Raw genomic sequence first — 20,760 nt, 5'->3', positions numbered from 1 at the left:
TGGACGAGCCCGCGCGGCGAAAAGCCCCGCCTCTGCCACCGGCTCGACCGCGACACGTCCGGCGTGCTGGTCGTGGCCCGCACCCGTGGCGCCGCGCAGGCGATCACGGCTGCGTTTCGCGAGCGCGACACGGAAAAGGTCTATTGGGCGCTGGTCAAGGGCGTGCCGCGCCCGGCCGAGGGCAAGGTATCGACCTGGCTGGTCAAGGAACAGACGCCGGATGGCGACCGCATGCGCACCGCCAAGCATGGCGAGGACGGCGCCGATCACGCCATTTCCTACTACCGCGTCCTTGAGACCGCCGCTCAGAACCTCGCCTGGCTTGAGATGGAGCCTTATACGGGACGTACACACCAGCTGCGCGTCCACGCCCTCCACATCGGACACCCGATCATCGGCGATCCCAAATACTTCATCGAGGATCCGAACTGGGCATTTCCGGGCGGCATCCAGAAGCGGCTGCATCTGCATGCCCGCAAGATCGATATTCCACATCCGGACGGCGGCCGCCTGAAGGTGACCGCGCCGCTGCCGCCGCATATGCAGCAGTCCTGGAATCTGCTCGGGCTCGACGCCAGCCGGTTCGACCCGATCGAGAACGCGCCGGAGGAGTAGGGGCGAATGAGGCAGGCGATGTCTGCCTCGCTCTCAGGTGTCGTCGCCCGCGAAGGCGGGCGATCCAGTATCCCAGAGGCTGGCGTTGAAAGGCTCGCTCTCACCAGATCCGCCGCGGCGTACTGGATGCCCCGCCTTCGCGGGGCGTGACAGCGGTGGCTAATTCCGAAACTGCTCCAGAAACATCCGCAACGAGTCATGCGGGCTCTCGACGTCAGTGATCAGCCAGCCTTCCGGCCCGTTGACCAGGATAAAGTTCAGCGCGACTTTCCGGCCGTGATTGTCGAAGTTCGCCGCGACATAGGTCTTGTCGTATTGCTTGCGGGTGATCGCGATCGTGACAGGGCCGAGCTTCCAGCTCGGACTCTGCACCAGGAAATCATAGGGCTCGCTGCGCGGCGCGGACCATGCTTTGCGCAAGGAGGGGTCAAAGAATTGCCGGGTCGTGGCATCGTCCCGCGGCAGACCCTTCGAAAGCTCCGGCGCGCCGTTGCCGTAATAGGCATAGACGTTGCGGATCAGCGATTGTGGGGTGCGAAAGCCGGCCTCGGCCGCGGCTAGCCAAAGCCCGGCGAACAGGGCCGCAATGCCCGCAATTTCCCTCATACCCGCCGCTCGCTTTATCGGCCACAGGTCTTACTTTAAAAGCCTAGCACTCAGCGACCGGGACCGAAAACTCACATGCGCGAATTGTTCGAAGAAGCCGCCAACCAGGCCCCGCAGGACCCGCGGGAATCGGCGCGCGCCTCCGCGCGGACGCCGCTGCGCAAGCGCTTCTACACGGAGGCCGGCGTCACTGAAGCCGAGGGCGGTTTTGCGATTACGCTCGATGGCAAGCCGATCCGCACGCCGTCCGGCCGCCAGGTGGTGATCCCGGCGCGGGCGCTGGCCGATGCCGTGGCCGCGGAATGGGCCGCGCAGGGTGAGGCGATCGATCCCGTGACCATGCCGCTGACGCGGATTGCCAACAGCGTGGTCGAGGGCGTGGTCGACCGCGTCGAGCTCGTCACTGACGACCTCGCCAAATACTTCGAGACCGACCTGCTGTTCTATCGCGCCGGCCACCCCGAGGGGCTGGTCGTCCGCGAGGCCGCGCATTGGGACCCGGTGCTGTTCTGGGCCGCGGAGGCGCTGGGAGCGCATTTCATCCTCTCCGAGGGCATCATGCATGTGAGGCAACCGGACGAGGCGCTCCGGGCTGCCCGCAGCGCGCTGCCTGGCGATCCATGGTCCGTGGCCGCCCTCCACGTGGTGACGACCCTGACCGGCTCGGCGCTGCTGGCGCTGGCCCTGGCCCATGGCATGCGCGACGCCGACCAGGTCTGGGCCGCCGCCCATGTCGATGAGGACTGGAACATCGACCAATGGGGCGTCGACGAGGAGGCGGCCGCCCGCCGGGCCACGCGCCTGCGCGATTTCGACGCCGCCGTGGCGGTCTTGGCGGCCGTGAAGCCGCAGGGCGCCGAAGGTCCTTAACGAGAGGTTTACGCCAGGGCCCTAGGGTGGGATTAGCATTCTCCGGGCCCTTCAGATGGTGACACCGATAAGCTCGATCCTTCCGGTCAGTGCCGCCAGCCCCGTGGCTGATGCGGCAACGCCGGATCTTGTGCTTCAGGCCGGCAGTGTCGTCGATGCCAGGGTGGTCAGCGTGCTCGCCGACAATCTGGTGCGGATCGCCATCGCCAACCTCTCGATGGACGTGATGTCCGAGGTGGCGCTGACCCCAGGGCAGAATCTCCAGCTCGCGGTGTCCCAGAACGAGGGTACCATCAGGCTTGCCGTCGTGGGCGGGGCAGGCGAGGCGAGCGCCGACCAGGTCACGCTGACGCCGACCGCGGCGTCGCTGGTCGACAGCCCGCCGCTGGTGCCGTCGGTCAATGCGGCACGCAACACGCTGACACCTCTGGAGCAGGTCGCCGTCACCGCCGCCTCGGCGGAGGCCGTGACAAAACAGGGCAGCCAGGCGCCGCTGTTTGCCGATCTGGCGTCGGTCGTATCAGGTAGCAATCTGCCGGCCGGACTGAAACAGGCGGTGCTGGACGTGCTGGCGCAGCAGACGCCGCTCAACACTGCGCTGGACGGCGGTGATATCGAATCCGCCTTCCAGAAATCCGGCCTGTTTCTGGAAGCTTCTCTTGCAGCAGGCGCAACGCCGCAATCAGGCGCGGTGCCGGACTTGAAGGCCGCTCTGCTCGTGCTGCGCCAGACATTGGCGGCGACGTCGGGCACGCTCGAGACCGCCGCGCCACAAGTCGCAGCGCAGGGCACAGCGCCTGCGCCCCGCACATCGGTCGTTCAGCAGACAGCAGTTTCGGCGCCGCAGCTGGCGGGCGAAGCAGCGCATGCGGAGCTTCCGGCGCAAGGTGCTGCGATTGCTCAGCCAGTCCAAGTGCCGCGCGAGACTGCGCCGGCCGCTGCCATGCTGGCCAATGTCGCCGGTGAAACGCCAGAGGCGGTTCTGCCGCGCACCACCATGTCGGCAGGCCTTGCCGCGAGCCTGCTGCAAGAGGTCACGCAAAACCTGCCGCGCCTGACCGGCAATGTACCCGGTGCGACCAGGGCCGTTCCCGACGGCCATGTCTTCGAGACAGCCGCGCGCATGACGACGCCACCGCCGTTCCGCGGCGCGCTGCCGGCGCCGCAATCCATCGCGTCTCCGTTGCTCGTGCCCGACACGCCGCTTGCAACGACCGTGCATCGCCTGCTCGACGACACCGATGCGGCGATCGCGCGACAGACGCTGCTGCAGGTGGCCTCGCTGCCCGATCGCACCGACGCCAGTGGCCATCGCAGCGACCCGACCGCGCCGCAGTGGAATTTCGAGATTCCGTTTGCGACGGCGCAGGGCACCGCGATGGCGCAGTTCGAGATCTCGCGCGACGGCGGCAACGAAACGCCCGATCCCGCCAAGCGCGCCTGGCGCGCCCGCTTCACGATCAATGTCGAGCCATCAGGTCCCGTGCACGCGCTGATCACGCTGAACGGCGACAAGACCTTTGTGCGGATGTGGGCCGAGCGGCCGGCGACCGCGCAGCAGCTCCGCGCCGGCATCGGCGAGCTCAATCAGGCGCTGACCAAGGCTGAGCTCAAGCCCGGCGACATCATCGTGCGCGACGGCACCCCGCCGCAGCCGGCGCCGGCGCGCGCCGGACATTTTTTGGATCGCGCCACATGAGTGAGGACTCCAAGCTCGCAATCGCGCTGCACTACGAGAAGGGCTCTGGTGCGCCCGTCGTCGTCGCCAAGGGCAAGGGTACGATCGGCGCCAAGATCGTCGAGATCGCCAAGGCGCATGACATTCCGATCGAGGAGAATGAGGTTTTGGCCGGCGCGCTCTCCAAGGTCGAGCTCGGCGAGGAAATCCCGCCGGATCTCTACAAGGCGGTGGCCGAAGTGCTGGTGTTCGTGCTGCGGCTGTCGGGCCGCGCGCGGTAGCCAAGAACGCTGCCACGCACGCGCTGCCGTAGGGTCGGCAAAGGCGCACAGCGCCGTGCCCACGATCTCTCTCCGCGTTTCGCGATTGGTGGGCACGCTTCCGCCTCCGCTCTTCGAGCTACGGCGGAAGCTTTGCCCACCTTACGGCGCTGCGCTCGCCATGACGGAGTATGCGGCGCTATACGGGCCTATCCCAGCTTGAACAACGCCTGCAAAAATTCCACGACCGCTTTCCGCGACTCCGCCGCTGTCGTCGGATTGCCGCCGACATGCGGGTTGAGCTCGACGCAGGAATCCTTGTAGGTGAAGGGCGCGTTGGTATCGCCATTCATCAGCACGCCGCCGTCGCCTTCCTTGATATGGCAGTTGCGCACGGTTTGCGCGTTGGCCGACACGGTGACGGTGCTGACGCCGAGCAACCCGCTGTCAAAGCCGTGCGCGCTGTCGGGGTATTCGGTCAGCACCACGTCGCGGCCCGCAGCCTTGAGCCGCTCGACAAAGGCCTTGCAGCTCCTCACCGGGTTATAATCGTCAGGCGTGCCATGGAAGATGCGGATCGGGCGCGACGCGACCTCGGTGTCGGTCTGATAGGTCGTCGAACAGTCCGGATAGAACGGGATATAGGCCGCGAACTGCAGGCCAGACTTGTTCCAGAGCTTGTGGAAGCGGTTGAGGCTCGCATAGAGCGTCGCCTGGCCACCGCGCGAAAATCCCATCAGCACGATGCGGTCAGGATCGACGCGCGGATGCTTTGCCAGGATCTTCAGCGATCGGTAGATGTCGATGATCAGATTGAGCCGGCCGAGCAGGGCCTGGTTCGGTCCTGTTACGGTCAGCCCGCGGCCGGTGAAGCCGTCGATCACGAAGGTCGAGATGCCCATGGCGTTGAATTCGTGCACCCAGGCGTCCGTGGTGGGGCCGACGCCGCTAGAGCCGTGCATCAGCACCACGACCGGCATCTTGCCTGATCCCTGCGCCACGCGGAATTCGCCGGCGACAGTCACCGGCTTGCCGGCCGCTTCATCGCCGCTGAGAAATTGCTGGTCGGAGAGGGTGAGTGACGGGATCGCGAAGATCTCGGTCCGGGCAGGGGCGTCCTTGGGAAGCGATTGCGCGCTCGCAAGCCCGCTTGAAACGCAGAGCGCAATGAGCACCATCGCGGCGCGGAATGCCGTCGGCATCGGATCCTCCCTATGATTTTCGGGAAGTAGATCAACGCGCATGCGCGCTGTCAATTTGCGCGAGGCAGTCTCACGTCTTGTCGGCGGGCTTCTTCGCCGTCAGCGCCTGATCGATGGCAAAGCCTCCGATCTCGCTCATCGCCTGCGAGATCACGTCGCCCTTGCGCGCAAATCCGCTGGAGAGATAGTCGAACTGCGTCCGCGCCAGCCGCAGCACCTCGATCGGCACGGAGATCGCGGTCTCGTTGAAAGCGTCGACCGAGGTGCGTAAGGTTTCGAGCTCGGTGGTGAGCTTGCCGATATGGCTATCCGCATCCTGCATCAGGCCCAGCAGCTTGCCGCGCTCGGTGTCGAAAGCGGCGCGCTCGGCGGCCGCGGCCGTCGTGACCTCCGCGAGCTGCGCCCGCAGTGCGGTGATCTGGCTGGCCATGGCATCGGAGGCAAGCTCGGCGGCCTCATGCCGCTCGGCATGGCGCTTGCTCTCTTCCTGCTGGTCGTGAAACAGCCGCTCGGCCGACATCGCCCGCTGCGTCAGCGACTCGATCAGGCTCGCCGCGCGCAGCATCATCTCGCCGTTCCGCCCCGACACCATGCTGGCCATGCGCCGCAGGAAATCGGTGGTCTCGGACGCGCTGTTCGGAGGCAGGGGAACGACCGTGGCGGACATGAGGTGATGCTTGCAGCCGGACGTGATGACCGCCGCCGTACCGACTGAGCTCACGCAACATTCGGCGCCTGATCGTCTCAGGAGCAAGCCTGAATCGCTCGGCCGGGTCAACCGACCTGCGCGGGCAAATCGTGGCTCTCCCGTCCGCGCGGGAGGTCAGGCGTCCTTCTGCCGGCCGATCCGCCCCAGATGGGTGAAGCCGAACCCGGCGGAATATTTCAGGCCATAACCCAGCGCCCGGTCGATGCCGATATGGGCGAGCCAGATCAGGGCAATGGAGAGGGTGAGGGGCGAAGCAAAGCCAAAACCCAGCGTCATCAGCGTCACCGGCGCCATGTAGCTGTGGACGGCGTTGTAGATCATCGCGCCGAATTTGGCGTCCGACAGGTAGGCCAGAAAACTCAGATCCGGCACCAGGAAGAGCAGGGCATAGACCCACCAGGAGCCGCCCCAGGTCGCATAGAGCGCGGTCATGGCGGCGAACAGAGCGAGGCCCTCGAGCCGCAGCAGGATCCTGACGCCGCCGGTCACCGCGCCTGCCTCAACAGCCCTCTCGTCCATGGTCACCTCCAGCCAATACTTTGGAATTCCTTGCGCTTTCACGCTGCGGCAAGGCAGCCCTGCGGCGCCGAAAGCCGCTTCCCGCCTCGCAAAATGCCGTGTTAGAACCCCGAGCACTTAAGGCTTAAGAACTGGCGGGAGCAAATGAAACATATCCTGGACGCCCTTGAAGACCGTCGCGCCGGCGCAAAGCTCGGTGGCGGCGAGAAGCGCATCGAGGCGCAGCACGCCCGCGGCAAGCTGACCGCACGCGAGCGCATCGAGCTCCTGCTCGACAAGGGATCGTTCGAGGAGTTCGACATGTTCGTCGAGCACCGCTCCACCGAGTTCGGCATGGAGAAGAACAAGATCCCCGGCGACGGCGTCGTCACCGGGTGGGGCACCGTCAACGGCCGCAAGACGTTCGTCTTCGCCAAGGACTTTACGGTGTTCGGAGGCTCCCTGTCCGAAACGCACGCGCTGAAGATCACGAAACTGCAGGACATGGCGATGAAGGCGCGGGCGCCCATCATCGGCCTTTATGACGCGGGCGGCGCGCGCATCCAGGAAGGCGTCGCCGCGCTCGCCGGCTATTCCTACGTGTTCCGCCGTAACGTGCTCGCCTCGGGCGTGATCCCGCAGATCTCGGTCATCATGGGCCCCTGCGCCGGCGGCGATGTCTATTCGCCCGCGATGACCGACTTCATCTTCATGGTGAAGAACACCAGCTACATGTTCGTCACCGGCCCCGACGTGGTGAAGACCGTCACCAACGAGGTCGTCACCGCCGAAGAGCTCGGCGGCGCCTCGGTGCACGCCACGCGCTCCTCGATTGCCGACGGCGCCTTCGAGAACGACGTCGAGACGCTGCTGCAGATGCGTCGCCTGATCGATTTCCTGCCGTCGAACAACACCGACGGCGTGCCGGAATGGCCGAGCTTCGACGACATCGGCCGTGTCGACATGTCGCTCGATACGCTGATCCCCGACAATCCGAACAAGCCCTACGACATGAAGGAGCTGATCCTGAAGGTCGTGGACGAGGGCGACTTCTTCGAGATCGCGGAGTCTTTCGCCAAGAACATCGTCACCGGCTTCGGGCGCATTGCCGGCCGCACCGTCGGCTTCGTCGCAAACCAGCCGATGGTGCTGGCCGGCGTGCTCGACTCTGATGCGTCTCGCAAGGCCGCGCGCTTCGTCCGATTCTGCGACGCTTTCAACATCCCGATCGTCACCTTCGTCGACGTGCCGGGCTTCCTGCCGGGCACCGCGCAGGAATATGGCGGCCTGATCAAACACGGCGCCAAGCTGTTGTTCGCGTACTCGCAGTGCACCGTGCCGCTGGTCACCATCATCACCCGCAAGGCCTATGGCGGCGCCTTCGACGTCATGGCGTCCAAGGAGATCGGCGCCGACATGAACTACGCCTGGCCCACCGCCCAGATCGCCGTGATGGGCGCCAAGGGCGCGGTCGAGATCATCTTCCGCAGTGACATCGGCGACCCCGACAAGATCGCCGCGCGCACCAAGGAATACGAAGACCGCTTCCTGTCACCGTTCATCGCCGCCGAACGCGGCTACATCGACGACGTCATCATGCCGCACTCGACCCGCAAGCGGATCGCGCGGGCGCTGGCGATGCTGAAGGACAAGAAGGTGGAAGCGCCGGCGAAGAAGCACGACAATTTGCCGTTGTGAGCGAGCGAAGGGCGGATTAGCGAAGCGTAATCCGCCATCTTTTTTTCGACGATGCACGCGGCGGATTACGGCTGCGCCTAATCCGCCCTACAATCGGTGTGCTCAATCCGATGACCTCAGACGATCCGACCGACGAAATCTCCGATATCGAGGATCGGATCGAGCGGCTTGCCGAGATCGCCGAGCGGTGCCGGAAGTACATCCTGGCGTCCAAGATCGCGATCGGCAGCGGTGCGGCGCTGCTCCTCGTCACCATCCTCGGGCTGTTTGGATTTGGTCAGACCGCCGCGCTCGGCGCGATCGCACTGGTGCTCGGCGGCATCGTCTCGCTTGGCTCGAACATCAGCACGTTGCGGCAGACGGACGAGGCGATCGGGGCGGCCGAGGCGCGCCGCGCTGCGCTGATCGGCACGATCGATTTGCGTGTGGTCACCGATACGCCGATGAAGCTGGTGTAGTGCGCTGCCTCATGCGGCAGTCTTGACGGCCAGCACCTGCAACTCCGCGCGGCATTCGGCGGCGAAGGCCTGAAGCCGTTCCGCGGTTTGCCGGTCGAGGATCGCCTTCGCCAGGCGCTCGGCGCGGGCTACTTGCTCTCTGAGATAGTCTATGCGGGCCATGTGTCACCTTCCGCCAGAAGAACTTTAGGCGATAATTTGAGGCAAATTGCTTCGTTCCAGCGGCCGTGAGCCTATGGCTAACACCGCCTTAATGATGTGCGGTGGGTCACATCCCGTGCGCCTTATCCGCCGCAGCGAAATGCGCCATCTGGTCTTCGCGCGCCTTTGCGAAAGCCGGACGCCCCGTGGCCCGCGCGACGTAGGCGCCGCAGGCGGGGCTGTCCGAGAGGCCGTCGAAATCGTCGACGATGCGCAGCACATCCGACATCATGATGTCGGCGACCGAGAAGGTGCCGCCAGCCATTCGCGGCCCGCTAACACCGGCTCGAGACGCTTGAGGCGGAGCTTGAGGAAGTCGTCCACGAACTTCCACGCCGCGGTGTCGGTCGGATGTTTCATGAACTTCGACATCGTCCAGGGCAGGCTCGCCATCTCCACCGAATTGAGGGCGGCAAACAGCCATTCCGTCGCTTCGTTACGGCCGCGCGGATCTGACGGCATCAGTTCGGCGTTGCGCTGGCCCAGATGCAGCAGGATCGCGCCGCTCTCGAAGATCGAGATATCGCCATCGGTGAGCCACGGCACCTGGCCGAACGGCTGGTGGGCGAGATGCGCAGGCTCACGATCGTCGAACGGCGTGCTGACGACGCGATAGGGCAGGGCTGCCTCTTCCAGCGCCCAGCGCACCCTGAGGTCGCGCACATAGCCGCGCGGCGGCGGGGGAACCCAGTCGTAGGTGGTCAAGGTGAGGTCGGCCATGCTGTGTCTCCGTGCTGTCTGGCAGAGGACGGATGAGGCCGATGCGTTCCGACAGAGGGCGATGATTTTTTCTGCGTCACCATCGTGATGAACCTGAACGCGGGATTCAGCGCCAGTTCATGTCACCGCCACGACACTTCCTCTGCATCACTTCAGCGATGAATCAGAGGATACGTCATGGAGCGCCGGAACTTTTTGAAAGTAGCATTCGGAATAGCGGCGGGAGCTGCCGCGTTCACCGCTGCGGCCCAGGCCGCCCCGCTGGCGCCCCAGGTGCTGGGAAATGGCAGCATGCCATCAGCCAATCCGGACGCTCATCCCGCCGTCACCACCAGCGAGGAAGCAGCCCAGCTCAAGCCCGAGCAGGTGCGCTGGGGTCACGGCCATTGGCATCGCCGGCACTGGGGCTGGCGTCACCGTCATTGGGGTTGGCGCCGTCGCTGGCACCGTCGCCACTGGCGTCACTGGTAGCGCCCGCGCCTGGACTAAAAAAAGGGGACCGCGATTGCGGTCCCCTTTTGGTTTGAGCCTTTCAACAAAAATGGCCGCGCAGGAAATCCCGCGCGGCCAATTCGAAACTACGAGAGATCAGAACGGACGGCAGCGGCCGGCGTACCAGCGGAAGCCATAGGGGCACACGCGCGGACGCACCACGACGACAGGCGGGGCGACCACGACCGGGCCCGGCGCGACGACGACCGGACCGCGCATCGGACGGCAGCCGCCATAGGGCCCGCGGTACCAGCCCGGGCCGCAACCACCGGCGGCGCTGGCCGCCTCGCTGAAGCCGACGACCGCACTGGCGAGCATCACGGCGGCAAACAGGTATTTCATTTGATCTTCCTTCTCGTCCTCGGGGGCAAGTCTTTGGGGGGCTCGGCGCTTGCGGCGCACAATCAATCAAACCATACGATTCGACACGTTAATTCTTGCGGCATGTCGGCGCGACGCGATCCAAACCTGCCAATCATGACCTGAATGCGGCATGAACATTCCCCGCGTGCTGCCTGGAGCGACAATTTGGCGTCGCTAGCGACCGAGAAAACCCAGCACCAACTCCTTGTACCGCTCCGGCGCCTCCAGGAAGACGAGGTGACCGGTGTCCGGAATGATCTCGGCGCGTGCATTTGGCATCTTCGCAGCAAACGCCTTTGCGAGCTCGGCATTCTGCCCCATCTTTGCGCGCAACGCTTCCGGTGCATTCGGCCGGCCTGGTGCGTTGTGGTCGTCGGCGCCCATGATGAACAGCGTCGGCTCGGTGATCTCAGCGATCTCGTGCGCGACCGGCTCGCGATAGATCATCTGGCCTGAAGAGACGAAAGCGCGCAGCCAGCGCGGATAGTCGGGGCTGCCCCTGATGTTGAAGCGCGCGTCGATGAACGGCGTGATCGCCTCAGGCGGCAACTTGATCGCGTAGTTGGTCTGGAGCTGCTTGCGGTAGCCGTCGGCCGTGAGCTTGTCCTCGGTCTCGATCATCTTCTCGGTCGGCGTCGGCGGCACGTAGAGGCGGTAGTCTTCGAGGCCGATCGGCGCCGTCAGGACCAGGTGCGCGACGCGATCAGGGTAGGCGCGGGCGATGCGCACGCCCAGCATGCCGCCAAGCGAATGCGCGACGATGTCGGCCTTGTCGATCTTGAGGTGGTCGAGCAGGGCGATGGTGTTGCGCGCCAGATTGTCGAAATGCAGCTCGCCCATGGGCTTGGAGGATTTGCCGAAGCCGATCTGGTCCGGCACCACCACGCGATAACCGGCCTCGCTCAGCATCTTGATGACATCAGCCCAGTAGCTCGACGGGAAATTGCGCCCATGCAGCAGCACCACGGTGCGGCCGTTCGGCTGCGCAGATGTCACGTCCATATAGGCCATGCTGAGCTGTTCGCCGTCATTGACGACAGGCAGCAGATGCACGGGATAGGGATAGGCAAAGCCTTCGAGCGCGATGCCGTAGGGCTCACGCTGGGGCGCGTCCGCAGCGCAGACGGTGAGCGGGAAAGTGAGCAGGGTGGCGGCGAGGGCGGCAGGCAAGATGCGGATCATAGGGGTCTCTGATTTGTTTCACCGTCAATCCGGGGCGCGCGCAGCGCGAATCCGGAATCTCGAGATTCCGGGTTCGATGCTCTGCATCGCCCCGGAACGACGTGGCCATAAGCGCGTGGATATCAGGGTCAAGCCCGGTCATGACGAGAGCGGGCGTTCACACGCAATCGTGTGCCGTCACGCGAGGCGCGTGATCAATCCTTGCCGTTGCCGAACAGTGCCGCGAACTGCTTCTCGCCGGTGCGGGTGAAATTCACCACGCGGCTGCCGGGGGTGGCATCGCGCGCGGCCCATTTCAGCTCGGCAAAACGCTGCATCATCGCGGCGCCCAGCGTGCCGGCGAGATGATGTCGCCGCTCGCTCCAGTCGAGGCAGGCCTTGCAGACCGGGCGGCGCGGATGGCTGAGCATGTCGGGCGATATCTGCAAATGTTTTGCAAGGAAGCGTTCGCCCTCGGTCGTCAGCTCGATGTCCTGCTTCTTCTGCTTGACCAGATTGCGCTCACGCATGGTGTCGAGCATCTGCACGCCGAGATCGCCCGCGAGGTGGTCGTAGCAGATCCGCGCACGGCGCAGCGCCGGATCCTTCGGCCCAGTGCGCACGCGCATGTGGCCGGTGCGTGCGGCAAGGCCCGCAAGTCCCTCGAGCACGCCGGCGACGTCGTCGTCGGTGAGGCGATAATAGCGGTGGCGGCCCTGCTTTTCCGGCTCGACCAGCCCGCCGGCCTCGAGTTTTGCAAGGTGCGAGCTCGCGGTCTGCGGCGTGATGCCCGCTTCCTGCGCTAGCTCGCTTGCCGTGAGCGCGCGGCCGTTCATCAGCGCCGTGAGCATGTTGGCGCGGGCGGGGTCGCCGACCAGCGAGGCGACCATGGCGATGTCGGGTCCCGATTTCATGCTTCGATGGTAGCCGAAGCATTGTAGTCCGGCAAGGGCGTAGCGTCTCACCAGTTCGTCATTGCGAGGAGCCCTTGCGACGAAGCGATCCAGACTGTCCCCGCGGAGGGATTCCTGGATTGCTTCGGTGCGCTCGCAATGACGATGTGGAAGCACAGGAGTCTCATCATGTCCGTCACCGTCTTCATCCGCTATCAGTTCGATCCTTTCAAGCGCGCGCAGTTCGAGGAATATTCGAAGCGCTGGCTGACCGTCATCCCGACATGCGGCGGCGACCTGATCGGCTATTTCATGCCGCATGAGGGCACCAACAACATCGCCTTCGCACTGATCACCTTCGAGAGCCTCGCTGCCTACGAGGCCTACCGCGCGCGGCTGCGGCAGGACGCCGACGGCATGGCGAATTTTCATTTCGCCGAGGACAACAAATTCATCCTCGTCGAAGAGCGCACCTTCCTGCGCAAGGTGGTAGTGTAGGCCATCCAGCATGATCCGGAAAAGTGCAACGCGGTTTTCCGGAAAAGATCATGCTCAGATAAGAGGAGACGCCCATGATCGCCGTGATCTTCGAGGTCTGGCCCAAGCCGGACTATCGCCAGGACTATTTCGACCTCGCGGCCGATCTCAAGCCGATCCTGCAGACTATCGACGGCTTCATCTCGGTCGAGCGGTTCGAAAGCCTGACCGAGAAGGGCAAGGTGTTGTCGCTGTCATTCTGGCGCGATGAGGCCGCCGTGCAGGCCTGGCGCAACACGATGGAGCACCGCCGCACCCAGGCCAAGGGCAGGGCATCTTCGCCGATTATCACCTGCGCATTGCCAGCGTTATCAGGGACTACGGCATGACCGATCGCGAGCAGGCGCCGAAAGACAGCCGCGCGGTGCACGATGCGCACTAGCAGTCGCCTTTCTGCGTGCCTATGTCTGCGCGGCCAACAAGGGAGAGAAACATGCATGTGACGACAGCGGACAAGCGCGCGACGTTCAGGAAGATGCACGAGAGCGGCTGCTTCATCCTGCCCAATCCGGTCGATGTCGGCACCGCGAAAGCCTTGCAGCATCTCGGTTTCAAGGCAATTGCCTCGTCGAGCGCGGGCTTTGCCTGGACCATCGGCAAGGCCGACAACCGCGTCACCGTGGATGAAGTCTGTCAGCATCTGGCAGCATTGAGCTCGTCGGTCGACATCCCCGTGAATGCGGATTTTGAGGGCGGCTTTGCCGTCGAACCTGAGAAGGTCGCCGAAAATGTCGAGCGCGGTGTGCGCACCGGCGTCGCGGGCTTGTCGATCGAGGACTCCACCGGCGACAAGCACAACCCGCTCTATGATCGCGCACTGGCGGTCGAGCGTATCAAGGCCTCGCGCAAGGCGATCGGCGACAGCAACACGTTGCTGGTCGGCCGCTGCGAGGCCTACTTGTGGGGCGTGACCGATCTCAAGCTCGTCATCGATCGGCTCACTGCCTACGCCGATGCCGGTGCTGATTGCCTCTATGCGCCGGGCCTGAAGACGCGCGAGGACATCGCGGCCGTGGTGAAAGCTGTCGCACCCAAGCCGTTTAATCTCTTGACCGGATTTTCCAATCTTTCGCTGAAGGAAGCCGAGGATCTCGGCGTGCGCCGCATCAGCGTCGGTGGCTCGCTTGGCCGCGCGGCATGGGGCGGCTTCATGCGCGCGGCGAAGGAGATGGCAGAGAAGGGGACGTTCAGCGAGCTTGCCAACGGCTATCCCGGCGGCGAGCTCAACAAGATGTTCGGCTAGAGCCAAAGCAAAGCGGCGGGACCTTTCGATCCCGCCGCTGTCGTATTGTGTTGCAAATCGTTACTTCGCGCCGTTAGACGGCGTCTGCGTGTCAGGCGCCGGCTTGGCGGCAGGCGTATCGGCCGGAGCCGCCGGCTTGCTCGGCGCAGCACCCGTGGTCACGCCGGGCGCCGTGTTGTTACGCGGCGTCACGTCACGCATGCCGGGAGGCGCAGCGGGGTTGGCCGGAGCCGTCTGCTGCGCGGTTTGTGTCGCAGGCGTATTGCTCGCCTGGTTGCCGGTGCTGGTATTGTTCAAGCCATAGAACACGGCGCCGAGCACCAGGGCGATCGCCACCGCGAACAGTGCGACCTTGCCGCTGGAGGCGGGCCCTTCGCCGAGCTCGGGATCAGCCTGAAGGTCAGCGTCCCGGCGCGCCGAGCGAAGATACTCATCGTCGGCGAGGTTCGGGCGGTACGGATCGTTGGGAAAACGGTCGTCAGCCATCGATTGGGTCTCCTCGTTGATTGCGATCTGACAACCCTCAGCTGCGAGATTCTGTTCCGCGCGCATTATGCTTTCGTCGCATGTTGCTCTCGGGCGCGGAATCGGGAACCTGTTCATTTTGGAACCGGGCGCGGTTCCACTGGTGAGCGAAGGGGAACAAGGCGATGTGGAGCCTGCCGCCGAGCGATAGTGTGCTGCATTTCCTCTCGTTGGTTGCCGTGGCCGCGCAGGGCATGACAGCCGCGCTTGCCGCTGGCCGCCGCAGCATGGATTGGTTGGGCGTCTGCTTCCTCGGCTGCATCACCGCACTCGGTGGCGGCACGCTGCGCGATCTCTTTCTCGGGCACTATCCGCTGGCCTGGGTCCAGAATCCCATTTATCTCGCTCTCGCCGGCGGCGCGGCGTTCCTCACGATTCTGATGGCGCGGCTCGTGCACAGGCTGAAAGTCGCCTTCATCGTGCTCGATGCCATCGGCCTCGTCGTCTTCACCATGGCCGGCTGCGACGTCGCCTGGCAGATGGACGCCTCGCTGTCGATCGTCATCGTCTCGGGCATGGTGACGGGGTGCGCCGGCGGCGTGCTCCGCGATGTGCTCTGCAACGATGTGCCGCTGCTGTTTCGCTCCGAGCTCTACGCCAGCGTCTCGGTGGTGACAGGATTGTTCTACGCCACCGCCTTCGGTCTGAAGCTCAACGCCGAGCTCTGGACCATCTTGACCTTTGCCCTCGGCATCAGTTTCCGCCTGCTCGCGGTGCGTTACAAATGGGAGATGCCGAAATTTGTGTTCACGGAGGATGGGGAGAAGTAGGGGTTTTGTTCGCCCTCCAGTTTCCGCGGCGTCGTGGCCGGGCTTGACCCGGCCATCCACGTCTTGCTCGCGACACGAAGAACGTGGATGCCCGGGACAAGCCCTGGCATGACGACCACTAAGGCTCTTGCCCGCGCGCCTTCGCCACTTGGGCCGGCGTCACCAGCGGGCCGGCATTGCCCCAGGAATTGCGGATGTAGTTCACGACCGCCGCGATCTCCTCGTCCGACAATTGCTTGGCATAGCCGGGCATCTCGCCGGTGTTCGGCGCCCGTGGGGTCGTCACGGTGTGGGCGCCGTCGAGGACGACGCGCAAGGTCGAGGAGGGGTTGATGGATTGCAGCAGCGCATTGCCCGGCAACGGCGGATAGATGCGCGGCGCGCCGGAGCCGTCGGCCTCATGGCAAGCGATGCAGAACTTTGCGTAGACCGCCTGGCCCGCTTTCATCTCGGCTTCCTCGGGCGGCGTCACGATGGTCTCGCGGCGCGCCGGCGGCTGGCTCTTCAGATACACCGCGATCGCGCGCACATCAGCATCGCTCATCTTCGAGGTCGAATTGACGATCACCTCGGCCATGGGACCGCCGGCATGGCTCTTCGCGTTGCGGCCACTCTGGAGATACTCCGTGATGTCCTCGGCGCTCCACGATTGCAGCCCGCTGCGCGCGGCGCCGTCGAGCCGCGGCGCGTACCAGCCGTCGAGTTCGCTGCCGGTCAGCGCCTGCGCGCTCTTGTCCGCGCCGAAAGCGTTCTTCGGCGTGTGGCAGGCGCCGCAATGGCCGGGGCCGGTGACGAGATAGCCGCCTCTATTCCATGCTGCGCTCTTGCTCTGGTCCGGCTCGAACAGGCCCGGCGTGAAGAACAGCAGGTTCCAGCCGCGCATCAGGAAGCGATAGTTGAGGGGCCAGTGCAGCTCCGGCGGCTTGTTGCGGCTGATAACAGGCGCCAGCGTGCCGAGATAGGCGCGGATCGCCAGCGTGTCGTCCTTGGTCATCTTCGTGAAGTAGGGGTAGGGGAAGGCCGGATAGTAAAGCGATCCATCAGGCGCGGTGCCGTAGCGCAGGGCGCGGGTGAAATCGGCGTCGTTCCAGGCGCCGATGCCGGTGTCGCGGTCCGGGGTCAGGTTCGGCGCGTAGATCGCACCGAAAGGCGTGTCGATGCGCTTGCCCCCGGCGAAAGGCTTGCCGGGATCGGCGGTGTGGCAGCCCGCGCAGTCGCCGGCCTCGACCAGCGTCTTGCCGTAGGCGATCAGCTCGGGCGACGGCTCGGCGGCAAGAGCGGCCTTCGCAACCGCACTGCACAACAGAGCAACAGCCAGAATCGTCCGCATCGAAAGCCTTCTCCTGCGATCTCTCGTCGAGTGCCTGAATATCGCGACGTCATGTCGTTTCGCGACAGCGGGGGTATGGTGACACAAATCGAAAATCGCCAATGTCTTTCCGGCCACGAAATTGCGTTTTTTTGCCGTCGCCCCGGAAGGGCCAGATTTGTGATGCGCCGCGTTAAATATCCGACATAGAGTGGCGGAGATGGTCGGCGCGCCCTAGCTAAAAACAACGGGCAGGCAACGGCTTAAGCAGCCAAACGCTCAAAAGGGCGGAAGAGGACAAGAATGGGCATCAACCAGGGTCCGATCAGTCTCGATCAGAAATACACCCAGGACACCGGCCATATCTTCACGACGGGCATTCAGGCGCTGGTCCGCCTGCCCATGGCGCAGATTCGCCGCGACCGCGCCGCCGGCCTGAACACCGCGGGCTTCATTTCCGGCTATCGCGGCTCGCCGCTTGGCGGCTACGACCAGCAGCTTTTCGCCGCGCGAAAACATCTCGAGCAGTACAACATCAAATTCCAGCCCGGCGTGAACGAGGACCTGGCGGCCACCGCCGTCTGGGGCTCGCAGCAGCTCAACCTCTCGCCCGGCGCGAAGTATGACGGCGTGGTCGGCATCTGGTACGGCAAGGGCCCCGGCGTCGACCGCTGCGGCGACGTCTTCCGCCACGGCAATGCCGCCGGCTCGGCCAAGAACGGCGGCGTGCTGTGCCTCGCCGGCGACGATCACGGCGCCAAATCCTCGACGGTCCCGCATCAGTCCGACCATGCCTTCATGTCGGCCTTGATGCCCTATCTCTATCCCTCGAGCATCCACGAGATGATCGAGATGGGCCTGCTCGGCATCGCGATGTCGCGCTACTCGGGCTGCTGGGTCGGCATGAAGGTGATCACGGAAACGGTTGAGACCACCGCCGAGATCGACCTGACCGATGAGATGAAGCCCTTCATCATCCCGCCGGATTTCGAACTGCCGCCCGGCGGGCTCAATCTGCGCTGGCCGGACGACCGTTTCGAGCAGGATCGCCGCTTGCAGGACTACAAGGGCTTTGCCGCGATCGCCTTTGCCCGCGCCAACAAGGTCAACCGCGTCACCATGGATTCGCCGAACGCCCGTTTCGGCATCATGGCCTCGGGCAAGAGCTATGAGGACGTCCGCCAGGCGCTGCGCGAGCTCGGCGTCACCGAGGAGGTCGCCGCCAGAATCGGCCTCCGCCTCTACAAGATCGGCATGCCCTGGCCGCTGGAGCCGGAAGGCGTGCATGAATTCGCTGTCGGCCTTGAAGAAATCTTCATCGTCGAGGAGCGCCGCGAGATCGTCGAGAACCAGGTCAAGCAGGTGCTGTTCAACTGGCGCGACGACGTCCGCCCGCGCATCGTCGGCAAGATGGACGAGCATGACAAGCGCTTCCTGACGTTCGCCGCCGAGCTCAGCGTCGCCTCGCTTGCGACCTCGCTCACCGAACGCCTGCTTCGACTTAATCTCAACCCCGAGATTGCGGACATGCTCCGCGCCAAGGCCGACTGGTTCAACGGCCGCCAGGCGTCGCAGATGATCCCGACGGCGCCTGTCTCCCGCACTCCGTATTTCTGCTCAGGCTGTCCCCACAACACATCCACCAAGGTCCCCGAAGGCAGCCGTGCGCTGGCCGGCATCGGCTGCCATTTCATGGCGCTGTGGATGGATCGCTCGACCGAGACGTTCACGCATATGGGCGGCGAGGGCGTGCCGTGGGTCGGCATTGCACCCTTCACCAACGAGAACCACATTTTCGCAAACCTCGGCGACGGCACCTATTTCCACTCGGGGCTTCTTGCCATCCGCCAGGCGGTCGCCTCCAAGACCAACATCACCTACAAGATCCTCTACAACGACGCCGTCGCGATGACCGGCGGCCAGCGCCATGACGGCGATCTCTCGCCGCAGCAGATCACCTTCCAGCTCCACGCCGAAGGCATCCGCGAGATCTACCTGGTCTCGGAAAACCCCGATTCATACCCGTCCGACAGCATCGCGCCCGGCGTGAAGCTCTATCATCGCGACGAGCTCCAGAACGTCATGAAGATGTGCCGCGAGTACAAGGGCACCTCGGCCATCGTCTTCGTGCAGACCTGTGCCGCCGAGAAGCGCCGGCGCCGCAAGCGCGGCCTGATGGAGGATCCGGCGCGCCGCGTCATGATCAATCCGGCCGTCTGCGAAGGCTGCGGCGACTGCTCGGTGCAGTCGAACTGCATCTCGGTGGAGCCGCTGGAGACCGAGTTCGGCCGCAAGCGCGCCATCAACCAGTCGTCCTGCAACAAGGACTATTCCTGCCTGAAGGGTTTTTGCCCGTCCTTCGTCACCGTGGATGGCGGCAAGCCGCGCCATCGTGCCCCGGCTGATCTTGGCGATATCGGCGCGATCGCCGAGCCCGCTTCAAAGCCGACGCTGGACAAGCCCTACAACATCGCGGTCGGCGGCGTTGGCGGCACCGGCGTGCTCACCATCGGCGCGCTGCTCGGCATGGCCGCCCATATCGAGGGCAAGGCCTCGATGATCCTCGACATGTCGGGTCTTGCGCAGAAGGGTGGCGCGGTGCTCAGCCATGTCCGCCTGTCGGATCACCCGGCTGAGGTCACGTGCTCGCGCATCGTTACCGGCACGGCCGATGTCGTGCTTGCCGCCGACGAGGTGGTCGCGGTCGCCAAGGACACGATCTCGCTGTGCGACTCAACCCGCACCCGCGGCATCATCAACAGCCACGTCATTCCGACTGCGGATTTCGTGCTCAACCGCGACTTCAATTTCCAGACCCGCAAGCTGAATGGTCTTTTGGAAACGGCGCTGCACAAGGACTCCGTGTTCTTCGACTTCACCAAGCCGGCCGAGCAGCTGCTCGGCGATAGCATCGCCACCAACATGATGATGATGGGCTATGCCTATCAGAAGGGGCTGTTCCCGCTGTCGGCTGAATCGATCGAGCAGGCGATCGAGGTCAACGGCGTCTCGATCAAGATGAACAAGGAAGCCTTCCGTCTTGGCCGCCTCGCGGTCACCGATCCCGCGCGCCTCGCCGAGATGCTGAAGGGGACGGATGAAGTCGCAGCGCCCAAGACGCTGGACGCCATGACGCTCGACGAGATCATCGAGCATCGCGCCAAGCATCTCACCGCTTATCAAAACGGCCGCCTCGCAAAGCGTTACCGCAAGCTGGTCGACCAGGTCCGCGAGGCCGCGGCGAAGGGCGGCTACGGCGAAGCGCTGCCGCGCGCCGTCGCGATCAACTACGCAAAACTGCTCGCTTACAAGGACGAGTACGAGGTCGCGCGTCTGTTCACCGACGGCGCCTTCGCAAAACAGCTCCATGACCAGTTCGAGGGTGATTACACCTTCAGCTTCAACCTGGCCCCGCCGATCCTGGCGTCCGGTGTCGACGCGTTGGGACGCCCGAAGAAGCGCGCCTTCGGCCCGTGGATGCTGAAGGTGTTCGGTGTGCTGGCGAAGCTCAAATTCCTGCGCGGCACCCCGCTCGACATTTTCGGCCGCAGCGCCGACCGCAAGCTCGAGCGCGACCTGATCGTCGGCTACGAAAAGGACGTCGCCACCGTGCTCGGCCTGCTGTCGCCGGTGACGATCGACACGTCGGTCGAGCTCTTGTCGCTGCCCGATCGCATCCGCGGCTACGGCCCGGTGAAGGAGAAGGCCGTCGCGGACGCCAAGGCCCGCTACGCCCAGCTTGCGGCTGATCTAGCGAGCCCGCCGCCGGCGCCAAGGCAGATCGCAGCGGAGTAGGGAGGTCTCGTAGGGTGGGTTAGCGTAGCGGATTGCGCGAAGCGCGAACCGCTCGGCGTAACCCACCATTCGCCTCTGGGTGGAGAATAAAGAGGTGGGTTACGCCGAGCAGATGCGCTTCGCGCATCTGCAGTGCTAACCCACCCTACGGACCTAC

Annotated in this window: 21 protein-coding genes and 2 pseudogenes; 12 read left to right on the top strand and 11 right to left on the bottom strand. The window is 64.6% G+C overall.

Features of this window, described 5'->3' with window-relative positions; translation table 11 throughout:
* Window positions 1-615, top strand: a 615-nt coding sequence (locus Q0687_RS06865; protein WP_298873757.1) for an RluA family pseudouridine synthase, incomplete at its 5' end; no start/stop codon positions are given.
* A gap of 159 nt (window positions 616-774) precedes the next feature.
* Here Q0687_RS06865 and Q0687_RS06860 read toward each other — a convergent pair.
* Window positions 775-1,221 carry a hypothetical protein gene (locus Q0687_RS06860; RefSeq protein ID WP_298873756.1) on the bottom strand — a complete coding sequence of 149 codons (447 nt, stop codon included), beginning with the start codon at window positions 1,219-1,221 and terminating at the stop codon, window positions 775-777.
* Between the two features lie 75 nt (window positions 1,222-1,296).
* Here Q0687_RS06860 and Q0687_RS06855 point away from each other — a divergent pair, with 75 nt between their 5' ends.
* Genes Q0687_RS06855 through Q0687_RS06845 form a run of 3 tightly spaced genes read left to right on the top strand, consistent with a single transcriptional unit; the run spans window position 1,297 to window position 4,050 of the window.
* Window positions 1,297-2,091, top strand: a complete 795-nt coding sequence (locus Q0687_RS06855; RefSeq protein ID WP_298873754.1) for an ATP12 family protein — start codon at window positions 1,297-1,299, stop codon at window positions 2,089-2,091.
* Window positions 2,092-2,146: 55 nt separating this feature from the next.
* Window positions 2,147-3,790: a flagellar hook-length control protein FliK gene (locus Q0687_RS06850; RefSeq protein WP_298873752.1), complete on the top strand. Its 1,644-nt coding sequence runs from the start codon at window positions 2,147-2,149 to the stop codon at window positions 3,788-3,790.
* Window positions 3,787-4,050: an EscU/YscU/HrcU family type III secretion system export apparatus switch protein gene (locus Q0687_RS06845; protein ID WP_092294186.1), complete on the top strand. Its 264-nt coding sequence runs from the start codon at window positions 3,787-3,789 to the stop codon at window positions 4,048-4,050. The genes Q0687_RS06850 and Q0687_RS06845 overlap by 4 nt, the downstream gene beginning before the upstream one ends.
* Window positions 4,051-4,238: 188 nt before the next feature.
* Here Q0687_RS06845 and Q0687_RS06840 read toward each other — a convergent pair whose 3' ends face one another.
* The 3 genes from Q0687_RS06840 to Q0687_RS06830 all read right to left on the bottom strand — a co-directional run bounded on the left by Q0687_RS06840 (window position 4,239) and on the right by Q0687_RS06830 (window position 6,459).
* A complete protein-coding gene (locus Q0687_RS06840) occupies window positions 4,239-5,231 on the bottom strand; it encodes a dienelactone hydrolase family protein (protein WP_298873745.1) in 993 nt (330 codons plus the stop codon).
* A 70-nt stretch (window positions 5,232-5,301) separates the two neighbouring features.
* Window positions 5,302-5,898: a hypothetical protein gene (locus Q0687_RS06835; RefSeq protein ID WP_298873761.1), complete on the bottom strand. Its 597-nt coding sequence runs from the start codon at window positions 5,896-5,898 to the stop codon at window positions 5,302-5,304.
* 156 nt (window positions 5,899-6,054) lie between these two features.
* Window positions 6,055-6,459: a DUF4260 domain-containing protein gene (locus tag Q0687_RS06830; protein ID WP_298873743.1), complete on the bottom strand. Its 405-nt coding sequence runs from the start codon at window positions 6,457-6,459 to the stop codon at window positions 6,055-6,057.
* Between the two features lie 144 nt (window positions 6,460-6,603).
* On the opposite strand from Q0687_RS06830, the gene Q0687_RS06825 reads away from it, so the two are divergent.
* Together Q0687_RS06825 and Q0687_RS06820 are read left to right on the top strand one after the other, a co-directional pair.
* Window positions 6,604-8,136: an acyl-CoA carboxylase subunit beta gene (locus Q0687_RS06825; RefSeq protein ID WP_027549225.1), complete on the top strand. Its 1,533-nt coding sequence runs from the start codon at window positions 6,604-6,606 to the stop codon at window positions 8,134-8,136.
* A 110-nt stretch (window positions 8,137-8,246) separates the two neighbouring features.
* Window positions 8,247-8,594 carry a hypothetical protein gene (locus Q0687_RS06820; RefSeq protein WP_298873736.1) on the top strand — a complete coding sequence of 116 codons (348 nt, stop codon included), beginning with the start codon at window positions 8,247-8,249 and terminating at the stop codon, window positions 8,592-8,594.
* Between the two features lie 9 nt (window positions 8,595-8,603).
* On the opposite strand, the gene Q0687_RS06815 is transcribed toward Q0687_RS06820, so the two are convergent.
* On the bottom strand, window positions 8,604-8,756 hold the full coding sequence (locus tag Q0687_RS06815; RefSeq protein ID WP_298873734.1) for a hypothetical protein: 153 nt from the start codon (window positions 8,754-8,756) through the stop codon (window positions 8,604-8,606).
* 106 nt (window positions 8,757-8,862) lie between these two features.
* Window positions 8,863-9,515, bottom strand: a pseudogene (locus Q0687_RS06810) (glutathione S-transferase family protein).
* A gap of 177 nt (window positions 9,516-9,692) precedes the next feature.
* Between Q0687_RS06810 and Q0687_RS06805 the strand changes: the two are divergent.
* Entirely contained in the window at window positions 9,693-9,986 is a 294-nt protein-coding gene (locus Q0687_RS06805; protein ID WP_298873732.1) for a twin-arginine translocation signal domain-containing protein, read from the top strand.
* 117 nt (window positions 9,987-10,103) lie between these two features.
* Here the strand turns inward: Q0687_RS06805 and Q0687_RS06800 are convergent, their stop codons facing one another.
* The 3 genes from Q0687_RS06800 to Q0687_RS06790 all read right to left on the bottom strand — a co-directional run bounded on the left by Q0687_RS06800 (window position 10,104) and on the right by Q0687_RS06790 (window position 12,445).
* Window positions 10,104-10,349 carry a hypothetical protein gene (locus Q0687_RS06800; protein WP_128966804.1) on the bottom strand — a complete coding sequence of 82 codons (246 nt, stop codon included), beginning with the start codon at window positions 10,347-10,349 and terminating at the stop codon, window positions 10,104-10,106.
* A 195-nt stretch (window positions 10,350-10,544) separates the two neighbouring features.
* Window positions 10,545-11,552 (bottom strand): alpha/beta hydrolase, encoded by a 1,008-nt coding sequence (locus Q0687_RS06795; protein ID WP_298873727.1) that lies wholly within the window; start codon window positions 11,550-11,552, stop codon window positions 10,545-10,547.
* 194 nt (window positions 11,553-11,746) lie between these two features.
* Entirely contained in the window at window positions 11,747-12,445 is a 699-nt protein-coding gene (locus tag Q0687_RS06790; protein WP_298873725.1) for an ArsR family transcriptional regulator, read from the bottom strand.
* A gap of 168 nt (window positions 12,446-12,613) precedes the next feature.
* On the opposite strand from Q0687_RS06790, the gene Q0687_RS06785 reads away from it, so the two are divergent.
* The 3 genes and pseudogenes from Q0687_RS06785 to Q0687_RS06775 all read left to right on the top strand — a co-directional run bounded on the left by Q0687_RS06785 (window position 12,614) and on the right by Q0687_RS06775 (window position 14,204).
* Window positions 12,614-12,922, top strand: coding sequence for an NIPSNAP family protein (locus tag Q0687_RS06785; RefSeq protein ID WP_298873723.1), 309 nt, complete (start codon window positions 12,614-12,616; stop codon window positions 12,920-12,922).
* 74 nt (window positions 12,923-12,996) lie between these two features.
* A pseudogene (locus Q0687_RS06780) lies at window positions 12,997-13,343 on the top strand (antibiotic biosynthesis monooxygenase).
* A 51-nt stretch (window positions 13,344-13,394) separates the two neighbouring features.
* A complete protein-coding gene (locus Q0687_RS06775; RefSeq protein WP_298873721.1) occupies window positions 13,395-14,204 on the top strand; it encodes an isocitrate lyase/phosphoenolpyruvate mutase family protein in 810 nt (269 codons plus the stop codon).
* A 60-nt stretch (window positions 14,205-14,264) separates the two neighbouring features.
* Here Q0687_RS06775 and Q0687_RS06770 read toward each other — a convergent pair whose 3' ends face one another.
* The gene (locus Q0687_RS06770) at window positions 14,265-14,690 is read right to left on the bottom strand and encodes a hypothetical protein (RefSeq protein WP_298873719.1); all 426 of its coding nucleotides are present in this window, start codon (window positions 14,688-14,690) and stop codon (window positions 14,265-14,267) included.
* A gap of 164 nt (window positions 14,691-14,854) precedes the next feature.
* Between Q0687_RS06770 and Q0687_RS06765 the strand changes: the two genes are divergently transcribed.
* Complete coding sequence (locus tag Q0687_RS06765; protein WP_298873717.1) at window positions 14,855-15,499, top strand: trimeric intracellular cation channel family protein; 645 nt, start codon at window positions 14,855-14,857, stop codon at window positions 15,497-15,499.
* Between the two features lie 118 nt (window positions 15,500-15,617).
* On the opposite strand, the gene Q0687_RS06760 is transcribed toward Q0687_RS06765, so the two are convergent.
* Window positions 15,618-16,829: a cytochrome c gene (locus tag Q0687_RS06760; protein ID WP_298873715.1), complete on the bottom strand. Its 1,212-nt coding sequence runs from the start codon at window positions 16,827-16,829 to the stop codon at window positions 15,618-15,620.
* Window positions 16,830-17,111: 282 nt separating this feature from the next.
* On the opposite strand from Q0687_RS06760, the gene Q0687_RS06755 reads away from it, so the two are divergent.
* Complete coding sequence (locus Q0687_RS06755) at window positions 17,112-20,603, top strand: indolepyruvate ferredoxin oxidoreductase family protein (RefSeq protein WP_298873712.1); 3,492 nt, start codon at window positions 17,112-17,114, stop codon at window positions 20,601-20,603.
* Window positions 20,604-20,760: the final 157 nt, after the last annotated feature.

Source organism: uncultured Bradyrhizobium sp. (genome assembly GCF_936928535.1).
Classification (GTDB): Bacteria; Pseudomonadota; Alphaproteobacteria; order Rhizobiales; family Xanthobacteraceae; genus Bradyrhizobium.
The sequence above is the reverse complement of the archived record's forward strand: the minus strand, read 5'-3'. Positions and strand labels throughout refer to the sequence as shown.

Bases quoted from the DNA above. Each gene is read 5' to 3' on its own strand.
- Q0687_RS06860 (WP_298873756.1), bottom strand. From the start codon at position 1,221: ATGAGGGAAATTGCGGGCATTGCGGCCCTGTTCGCCGGGCTTTGGCTA.
- Q0687_RS06855 (WP_298873754.1), top strand. From the start codon at position 1,297: ATGCGCGAATTGTTCGAAGAAGCCGCCAACCAGGCCCCGCAGGACCCG.
- Q0687_RS06850 (WP_298873752.1), top strand. From the start codon at position 2,147: ATGGTGACACCGATAAGCTCGATCCTTCCGGTCAGTGCCGCCAGCCCC.
- Q0687_RS06845 (WP_092294186.1), top strand. From the start codon at position 3,787: ATGAGTGAGGACTCCAAGCTCGCAATCGCGCTGCACTACGAGAAGGGC.
- Q0687_RS06840 (WP_298873745.1), bottom strand. From the start codon at position 5,231: ATGCCGACGGCATTCCGCGCCGCGATGGTGCTCATTGCGCTCTGCGTT.
- Q0687_RS06835 (WP_298873761.1), bottom strand. From the start codon at position 5,898: ATGTCCGCCACGGTCGTTCCCCTGCCTCCGAACAGCGCGTCCGAGACC.
- Q0687_RS06830 (WP_298873743.1), bottom strand. From the start codon at position 6,459: ATGGACGAGAGGGCTGTTGAGGCAGGCGCGGTGACCGGCGGCGTCAGG.
- Q0687_RS06825 (WP_027549225.1), top strand. From the start codon at position 6,604: ATGAAACATATCCTGGACGCCCTTGAAGACCGTCGCGCCGGCGCAAAG.
- Q0687_RS06820 (WP_298873736.1), top strand. From the start codon at position 8,247: ATGACCTCAGACGATCCGACCGACGAAATCTCCGATATCGAGGATCGG.
- Q0687_RS06815 (WP_298873734.1), bottom strand. From the start codon at position 8,756: ATGGCCCGCATAGACTATCTCAGAGAGCAAGTAGCCCGCGCCGAGCGC.
- Q0687_RS06805 (WP_298873732.1), top strand. From the start codon at position 9,693: ATGGAGCGCCGGAACTTTTTGAAAGTAGCATTCGGAATAGCGGCGGGA.
- Q0687_RS06800 (WP_128966804.1), bottom strand. From the start codon at position 10,349: ATGAAATACCTGTTTGCCGCCGTGATGCTCGCCAGTGCGGTCGTCGGC.
- Q0687_RS06795 (WP_298873727.1), bottom strand. From the start codon at position 11,552: ATGATCCGCATCTTGCCTGCCGCCCTCGCCGCCACCCTGCTCACTTTC.
- Q0687_RS06790 (WP_298873725.1), bottom strand. From the start codon at position 12,445: ATGAAATCGGGACCCGACATCGCCATGGTCGCCTCGCTGGTCGGCGAC.
- Q0687_RS06785 (WP_298873723.1), top strand. From the start codon at position 12,614: ATGTCCGTCACCGTCTTCATCCGCTATCAGTTCGATCCTTTCAAGCGC.
- Q0687_RS06775 (WP_298873721.1), top strand. From the start codon at position 13,395: ATGCATGTGACGACAGCGGACAAGCGCGCGACGTTCAGGAAGATGCAC.
- Q0687_RS06770 (WP_298873719.1), bottom strand. From the start codon at position 14,690: ATGGCTGACGACCGTTTTCCCAACGATCCGTACCGCCCGAACCTCGCC.
- Q0687_RS06765 (WP_298873717.1), top strand. From the start codon at position 14,855: ATGTGGAGCCTGCCGCCGAGCGATAGTGTGCTGCATTTCCTCTCGTTG.
- Q0687_RS06760 (WP_298873715.1), bottom strand. From the start codon at position 16,829: ATGCGGACGATTCTGGCTGTTGCTCTGTTGTGCAGTGCGGTTGCGAAG.
- Q0687_RS06755 (WP_298873712.1), top strand. From the start codon at position 17,112: ATGGGCATCAACCAGGGTCCGATCAGTCTCGATCAGAAATACACCCAG.